Origin of the sequence: Inquilinus limosus MP06, from assembly GCF_000767795.1 — a bacterium.
Lineage (GTDB): Bacteria > Pseudomonadota > Alphaproteobacteria > DSM-16000 > Inquilinaceae > Inquilinus > Inquilinus limosus_E.
Map to the genome: position 1 here is coordinate 1 of NZ_JANX01000441.1, position 5,492 is coordinate 5,492.

Annotated in this window: 9 protein-coding genes; 1 reads left to right on the forward strand and 8 read right to left on the reverse strand. The window is 70.8% G+C overall.

What is annotated here, in order from left to right:
• The 4 genes from P409_RS25280 to P409_RS25295 form a co-directional block, all read right to left on the reverse strand.
• A partial coding sequence (locus P409_RS25280) for a hypothetical protein (protein WP_034844984.1) occupies positions 1 to 574 on the reverse strand: 574 nt, incomplete at its 3' end.
• Between the two features lie 77 nt (positions 575 to 651).
• Positions 652 to 1,212, reverse strand: coding sequence for a GNAT family N-acetyltransferase (locus P409_RS25285; protein ID WP_034844985.1), 561 nt, complete (start codon positions 1,210 to 1,212; stop codon positions 652 to 654).
• A gap of 67 nt (positions 1,213 to 1,279) precedes the next feature.
• Positions 1,280 to 2,050 carry an alpha/beta fold hydrolase gene (locus P409_RS25290; protein WP_052121370.1) on the reverse strand — a complete coding sequence of 257 codons (771 nt, stop codon included), beginning with the start codon at positions 2,048 to 2,050 and terminating at the stop codon, positions 1,280 to 1,282.
• 60 nt (positions 2,051 to 2,110) lie between these two features.
• Positions 2,111 to 2,533, reverse strand: coding sequence for an organic hydroperoxide resistance protein (locus P409_RS25295; RefSeq protein WP_034844986.1), 423 nt, complete (start codon positions 2,531 to 2,533; stop codon positions 2,111 to 2,113).
• Positions 2,534 to 2,715: 182 nt separating this feature from the next.
• Between P409_RS25295 and P409_RS25300 the strand changes: the two genes are divergently transcribed.
• Positions 2,716 to 3,168, forward strand: a complete 453-nt coding sequence (locus tag P409_RS25300; protein ID WP_034844987.1) for a MarR family winged helix-turn-helix transcriptional regulator — start codon at positions 2,716 to 2,718, stop codon at positions 3,166 to 3,168.
• Positions 3,169 to 3,189: 21 nt separating this feature from the next.
• Here P409_RS25300 and P409_RS25305 read toward each other — a convergent pair whose 3' ends face one another.
• From P409_RS25305 to P409_RS36440, 4 genes are all read right to left on the reverse strand, one after another.
• Positions 3,190 to 3,432 carry a DUF4170 domain-containing protein gene (locus tag P409_RS25305; protein WP_034844989.1) on the reverse strand — a complete coding sequence of 81 codons (243 nt, stop codon included), beginning with the start codon at positions 3,430 to 3,432 and terminating at the stop codon, positions 3,190 to 3,192.
• Between the two features lie 5 nt (positions 3,433 to 3,437).
• Positions 3,438 to 4,088 (reverse strand): uracil phosphoribosyltransferase, encoded by a 651-nt coding sequence (gene upp / locus P409_RS25310; protein ID WP_034844990.1) that lies wholly within the window; start codon positions 4,086 to 4,088, stop codon positions 3,438 to 3,440.
• 81 nt (positions 4,089 to 4,169) lie between these two features.
• The gene (locus tag P409_RS25315) at positions 4,170 to 4,565 is read right to left on the reverse strand and encodes a rhodanese-like domain-containing protein (protein WP_034844991.1); all 396 of its coding nucleotides are present in this window, start codon (positions 4,563 to 4,565) and stop codon (positions 4,170 to 4,172) included.
• A 243-nt stretch (positions 4,566 to 4,808) separates the two neighbouring features.
• Positions 4,809 to 5,492, reverse strand: a 684-nt coding sequence (locus P409_RS36440; protein WP_193366523.1) for a cell wall hydrolase, incomplete at its 5' end; no start/stop codon positions are given.

The window sequence follows — 5,492 nt, forward strand, 5'->3', positions numbered from 1 at the left end:
AGGCCAGGGCCAGCGCCATCGCCGCCCAGAACAGATGGGGCCCCAACGGAATGGCCAGGGATCCGGATGCCGGCTGCAGCACCACGGCCACGGCGTTGACCAGGATCGGCCCGAACAGCGTCGCCGCGGCCACCGTGATCACGGTGATGCGGCCGCCCGACCCGCCGCCCAGCCGGATCAGGTGCAGGTGATTGCCGACCATGAGGCCGGCGGCGCCGACCACCGCCGCGATCCACAGCAGGGCGGGCAGCAGGATGGAATCCTCCGGCGCCAGGGGCTGGCGCAGCACGGCCAGGAATCCGAGCAGCGCCAGGGCCACCAGCACGCCGCCGGCGATGATCGGCGGGCGCTCGCCGTTCCGCCGGGCCAGGGCGGCCCAGCCGAGGAAGGGCAGCAGCGCCAGCAGCGATTCGGCCGTCACCAGCCCGAAGGCGCCGGCCTGGACCTGCAGCGCCGGCAGCATCGCCGGGAACACCCCGGCATGCAGCAGCGGCAGGGTGCTGGCACCCAGTGCCAGGCCCAGCACCGGCCGCACCAGCAGGGCGGAGGAGGGTCTGTCGCCGCGAACCGCCATCCCGGTTCCTTTCCGAATCGCCGGAGGAGATCCCCGACGGTCTACGGCAAAGGCGTGCCGGACTCCACCCGCCGGGGTCAGAGGTCGATGCGCCAGCGCAGCGATTCGCCGCCGCCATAGCCCTCCGCCTTGCGGAAGCGTTCGACCAGCCGGCCGCCATTGGCCAGGATCACCCGCTGCGAGGCCAGGTTGTCGGGATCGGTGGTCAGCTCGACATAGGCCAGGCCCAGCGCCCGCGCCTCCGGCAGCAGCAGCGCCAGGCCGCGCGTGGCGAAACCGCGGCGCTGCTTCCAGGGCACCACGCTGTAGCCGATATGGCCCAGCACATGCGCCGGCAGGGCGGCAGTGCCGGGCTGCCAGCGGAGGTTGAGGCTGCCGCAGAAGTCGCCGTCCCATAGCCAGCGGTGGAAGCCGGGCAGGCGCGGCACCGTGCTGCCGTCCGGCAGGGTGATCGGGCCGCCGCGCGCCTCGGGATCATCCAGCCCGGCGACGAAGCCGGCCGGATCCCGGGCGATCCGCTCCAGCTGCTCGCGCGCCGCCGCGTCCTTGCGGACGGTGTCCGGCGACCAGCCGCGGCGCAACGCGTCGGCAAATCCGGGCAGATGATCGAGAGTCGGGGCGATCAGGGCGACGGTCATCCGTCCCTGGTAGCGGAAAGCCCGCCCGCGGCGCAATGCCACGGGCGGGCCGTCGATCAGGTCGCGGTCAGCGCTTGAGCGAACCCGCCGCGTCCTCGATTGCCTTGGCGACCACCGCGGGGTGGGCGACGAAGGCGGTGTGGCTGCCGGTCACCGACACCACATGGGCGCCGATGCGCTCGGCCTCCCAGCGCTCCAGATCCGGATTGATCACCCGGTCGGCGGTCGACACCAGGAACCAGGAGGGCAGCTTCTTCCAGGCGGCGTTCGTCACCTTCTCGCCGAAGGCCGCGGCCGCGATCGGGCCCTGGGTGGCGGCCATCACCGCAGCCTGCCCCGGGGTGGAATCGGCGGCGAAGGCGCTGTGGAACCGGTCGGCCGGGATGGTGGCGAAACCGTCCGGGCCGGGCTTGATGGCGTCGGCCTCGACCGCGGTGGGCCCATGCTTGAACACGTCAGCCGCGGATTCGCCGACATCCGGCGCCAGGGCGGCGACATAGACCAGCCCGGCCACCTTCGGGTCGTCGACCTGGGTGATCACCACGCCGCCCCAGGAATGGCCGACCAGCAGCGTCGGCCCGTCCTGCTGGGCCAGCACCCGCTTGGTGGCGGCGACGTCGTCGGCCAGCGAGGTCAGCGGGTTCTGCACCGCGGTGACGTGGTAGCCCTTGGCCTGCAGGGCGGCGACCACGCCGGACCAGCTCGATCCGTCGGCGAAGGCGCCGTGCACCAAGACGATGTTCTTGACGCCGGCGGGCACAGCTTCGGCGGCCTGGGCCATGCCGAGCGACAGGGCGGCGACGGCCGCCAGGGCCAGGGCCTTCACGGAAACGCTCATCGGGAACTCCGGATGCTGTGGGGCGGGGCCGGCCGGATCGCCGACCCCGCCGTGATCGTGTCAGGCGACGGTCAGGCGGACCTTCAGGGTGCCGCTGGTGGCGTGCGAGTAGGGGCAGACGACATGGGCGCGGGCGACCAGATCCTCGGCCACGGCGCGTTCCAGGCCCGGCAGGGTGATGGTCAGGCCGACATCCAGGCCGAAGCCCTGGCCGTCGTCGCGCGGGCCGACGCCGACATCGGCGGTCACCGTGCTCTCCGGCGCGACCTTCACCTTGGCCTGGCCGGCGACGAACTTGATCGCGCTCAGGAAGCAGGCGGAATAGCCGGCGGCGAACAGCTGCTCCGGGTTGGTGGCGTCGCCGCCCTGGCCGCCCAGCTCCTTCGGCGTGGTCAGGGCGACGGACAGCTTGCCGTCCTCGCTGGTGGCCCGGCCGTCGCGGCCGCCGGTGGCAGTGGCCTTGGTGCGGTAGAGGATGGTCATGATCGGTCTCGCTGGTTCGGGGGCGGCACGACGCCGCTTGCGAGAAATTAGATAGCGCACAATTGAATTGCTCGATACGCAATGCGCAAGAGAGCGGCCATGCGAATTTGAGTGGTGTGCAATTGAATTGTTTGCGGTATCCGGTCGGATCGACCTTTCCATCCCCAGCCGGGGAGGCTTCGATGCCCGACACCCTCGACGCCCCGTACCGCCTGACCGACCAGCTGTGCTTCGCCGTCTATTCCACGGCGCACGCCTTCAACCGCGTGTACAAGCCGCTCCTGGACCGGATCGGCCTGACCTATCCGCAATATCTGGTGATGCTGGTGCTGTGGGAGCGCGACGGCCTCGCCGTGAAGGCGATCGGCGACCAGCTGTTCCTCGATTCCGGCACGCTGACGCCGCTGCTCAAGCGCCTCGAATCGGCAGGGCTGGTCGAGCGCCGCCGCAGCCGCGACGACGAGCGCGTGGTGCACATCCACCTGACCCCGGCCGGGCGGGCGATGCAGGCGGAGGTGGCGACGGTGTTCGAGGGGATCGGCTGCGCCTCCGGCCTGACGGCGGAGACGGCGGGCAAACTCAAGGACGCGCTGGAGACGGTGCGCCGCCAGTTGCAGGCCAGCGCCGCCGCCTGACGGCGGCGGCGCCCTCAGGCCTCAGCTCTTCTTGGCGTCGGTCGACGGGTCCAGCAGTCGGTGCAGATGCACCACGAAATAGCGCTTCTGGGCGTCGTCCACCGTCGCCGCCGCCTTGGCCCGCCATGCGGCATAGGCCTCGGCATAATTCGGGTACAGGCCGACGATGTCGACCTTCGACAGGTCGGCGAATTCGACGCTCTGGGTGTCCTTGAGGTCGCCACCGAGGACGAGGTGCAGGAGCTGCTTGGGCTGGTCGGTCATGGGCTTCACTTTGTGCCGAACATGCGGTCCCCGGCATCGCCGAGGCCCGGGAGGATATAGGCGTTGTGGTCGAGGCAGCGGTCCAGCGCCGCGGTGTAGATGCGCACATTGGGGTGCTTGGCGTGCAGGGTGCGAACCCCTTCCGGCACCGCCACCAGCGCCATGAAGCGGATCAGCTCGTCCGGCACGCCGTGGCGGTTCAGCACGTCGACGGCATGAACGGCGGAGTTGCCGGTGGCCAGCATCGGGTCGACCGCGATGAAGATGCGGCCCTGCGGTTCCGGCAGCTTCACCAGGTATTCGACCGGCATCTTGGTGTCGTGGTCGCGGTACAGGCCGATATGGCCCTGGCGGGCGGAGGGGATCAGCTCGATCAGCCCCTCGGTCATGCCCAGCCCGGCGCGCAGGATCGACACCAGCGCCACCTTCTTGCCCAGCAGCACCGGCGCGTCCATCGGCTCCAGCGGCGTCTCAATCCGCTCGGTCGTCATCGGCAGGTCGCGGGTGATCTCATAGCCCATCAGCAGCGAGATCTCGCGCAGCAGCCGGCGGAATCCGTTGGTCGACCGCCCCTTGTCCCGCATGTGCGACAGCTTGTGCTGGATCAGCGGGTGGTCGAGGATGAAGAGGTTGGGGAATTCGGGCAGCGTCTTCATCGGGCCTCGGCACGCGGTGTCGGCCCGACCATACAGGGTGGGGCCCGCCGTTCCAAGGGCCGGGCCCGCACTCCCCGCCTATCAGGACGCCTCCAGCACGAAGCCCTCGTCCAGCCAGCCCGTGATGCCGCCGATCATGATCTTCACCGGCCGGCCCAGCTCGGCCAGCCTGAGCGCGGCCCGGTCGGCGCCGTTGCAATGCGGCCCGGCGCAATAGACCACGAACAGCGTGTCCATCGGCCACTCGGCCATGCGTTCGGCGGTGATTTCGCGATGCGGCAGGTTGATCGCGCCGGGCACATGGCCGGCGGCATAGGCCTTCGGCCCGCGCGCCTCGGCCAGCACGAAGCCGGGGGCGCCGGAGGCCAGGGCCTCGTGCACATCGGAACAGTCGGTCTCGAAGGCCAGCCGGGCGCGGAAATGGGCCAGCGCCTCGGCGGCAGGGGCGGCGGGGATGGCGGTGACGGCATTGCTCATGATCGGTCTCCGTGTGACGCGGGCGGCACTGTGCCCAAGCCGGACGGGGCGGGCCATTGGCGCGGATGACAGGGATCGGGCAAATCTTGCCAATTCTCAGCGACTGGATCGATATCGCCTCACATACCTCCATTTCGTCATCGCGAGCCCCGAAGGGGCGTGGCGATCCAGTGGTCGGTGCCGCTGGATCGCCACGTCGCTTCGCTCCTCGCGATGACGGGTTTGGAATGTCCCTCCGCGCGGTCAGGGTCGGAAGAAGCGGTGGCCGCCGATGGTGATCAGATAGGCGTCGGGCGTGGCCCAGGCCGGGGCGCCGACCCGGGCCGGGGCGTAGAAATGGGTGGCGCCGCGGGTCGGGTCGGTGAAGATGCCGGCCATCATGTGCAGCGCCACCGACCAGGCGATGCGGAACCGGGTTGCGTCGCGGATGGTCAGGTCGCCGGTGGTCCAGGGGAACTGGCCGCGGTCGGCGATCACGCGGCAGATGGTCTTGGGATAGGCCGGGTCGCGCAGCCGGTTCAGCACCACCTGCGCCACCGCCAGCTGCCCCAGCCGGGTCTCGCCCTGGGCTTCGAAATACACCGCATAGGCCAGGCAGCGAGCCTGGCGCAGCATCAGCGGCCGCATCCGCGCATCGGTCAGCCGCAGCCGGCTGACGATCAGGCGGCGGATCTGTGCCGGGCTGGCGCCGCCCCGCACGGCGGGCTGGGGCACCTGGCCCGCGGCCGGCGCATCCGGCCGGCTCGGGATCAGGCTTCCCGGGGTCTCGTCGGACGGCATGATCCAGCCTTCGCCAAGCTCCTGCGGGCTCAGCTCCTGGGCGCGCAGCCCCGGCGCCAGGCACAGCGCCAGCAGCGCCGCCAGCAGCGGCGTGAGCAGGGCCGGGCGGCGCATCAGGGCGGCGGGGGCGGGAACAGCGGCAGGTCG

What these genes read in the sequence shown, in the direction of transcription:
- P409_RS25285 (WP_034844985.1), bottom strand. Translation starts at nt 1,212, where the DNA reads ATGACCGTCGCCCTGATCGCCCCGACTCTCGATCATCTGCCCGGATTT.
- P409_RS25290 (WP_052121370.1), bottom strand. Translation starts at nt 2,050, where the DNA reads ATGAGCGTTTCCGTGAAGGCCCTGGCCCTGGCGGCCGTCGCCGCCCTG.
- P409_RS25295 (WP_034844986.1), bottom strand. Translation starts at nt 2,533, where the DNA reads ATGACCATCCTCTACCGCACCAAGGCCACTGCCACCGGCGGCCGCGAC.
- P409_RS25300 (WP_034844987.1), top strand. Translation starts at nt 2,716, where the DNA reads ATGCCCGACACCCTCGACGCCCCGTACCGCCTGACCGACCAGCTGTGC.
- P409_RS25305 (WP_034844989.1), bottom strand. Translation starts at nt 3,432, where the DNA reads ATGACCGACCAGCCCAAGCAGCTCCTGCACCTCGTCCTCGGTGGCGAC.
- upp (WP_034844990.1), bottom strand. Translation starts at nt 4,088, where the DNA reads ATGAAGACGCTGCCCGAATTCCCCAACCTCTTCATCCTCGACCACCCG.
- P409_RS25315 (WP_034844991.1), bottom strand. Translation starts at nt 4,565, where the DNA reads ATGAGCAATGCCGTCACCGCCATCCCCGCCGCCCCTGCCGCCGAGGCG.